This is a genomic window from Mycoplasmopsis mucosicanis (assembly GCF_006546935.1).
Lineage (GTDB): Bacteria > Bacillota_I > Bacilli_A > Mycoplasmatales > Metamycoplasmataceae > Mycoplasmopsis > Mycoplasmopsis mucosicanis.
This window is the reverse complement of record NZ_SMDN01000030.1, coordinates 1-795: the sequence shown is the minus strand read 5'-3', so window position 1 is coordinate 795 and position 795 is coordinate 1. Positions and strand designations below refer to the sequence as shown.

Sequence of the window (795 nt, the reverse complement as noted above, 5' to 3'; positions counted from 1 at the left end):
TTGCTAAACGAAACAGAAATAAAGTTATAACTAATAAAGATTTATTCTTTATATCGCAATTTAAATATTACGAATCCAAAGAAAAAACAAAGCGTCGTTTAAATTACAAAAACGTATATAAGTTTGGTGATATTGTTGAAATTGATGGATGTAGTCATTACTGACTTAATGGTCATAATAAATTCACAATGTTGCTTGCTGTCGATGTTGGTACAAATAAAGTTGTTTCAATTCACTTCGAAGAACAAACAGAAACTCTCAATGGTTATCAGATTTTATTAGAAGAACTTTTTAATAATTACGGGTATCCAAGAACTCTTTTAGCCGATAATAGATCTAACTTTAGAAATAATGCAGATAGCAATGCTCGAACCTATCAAGCAGTAAAATCACGTGGAATCGAGTTTATAACTAGCTCAAATCCAACATTTAAGCCACATGTTGAGCGTAAAAACGAGACAATTCAAAAAAGATTACCTCTCTTTTTACAACTTAACAAGATCAATTCAATAGAAGAAATAAACAAAAACAAAGAAATTATTATCGACTTCATCAATTCTTCTTGCAAAACAAAAGAAAAAATAAGTGTTTTCCGTTCAGTAAATCAACAATATAATGAACAATTTTTCGATTTACCAGTGTATAGAAATGTAAATAACAATTCAGTTTTCTATGAAGGCAGTTGATTTGCACCTTTTGATAAAGACAATAAACCTGTACCGCATAACAAAACTCGAGATTTGAAATTTTTCATCGGTACAGATAAAATGTTTTACTTCAGAAACGAGACACAAA

Annotated in this window: 1 pseudogene; it reads left to right on the top strand. The window is 29.2% G+C overall.

The window, feature by feature from the left end:
• Nucleotides 1-795, top strand: a pseudogene (locus E1I18_RS03615) (hypothetical protein); the annotation flags it as partial.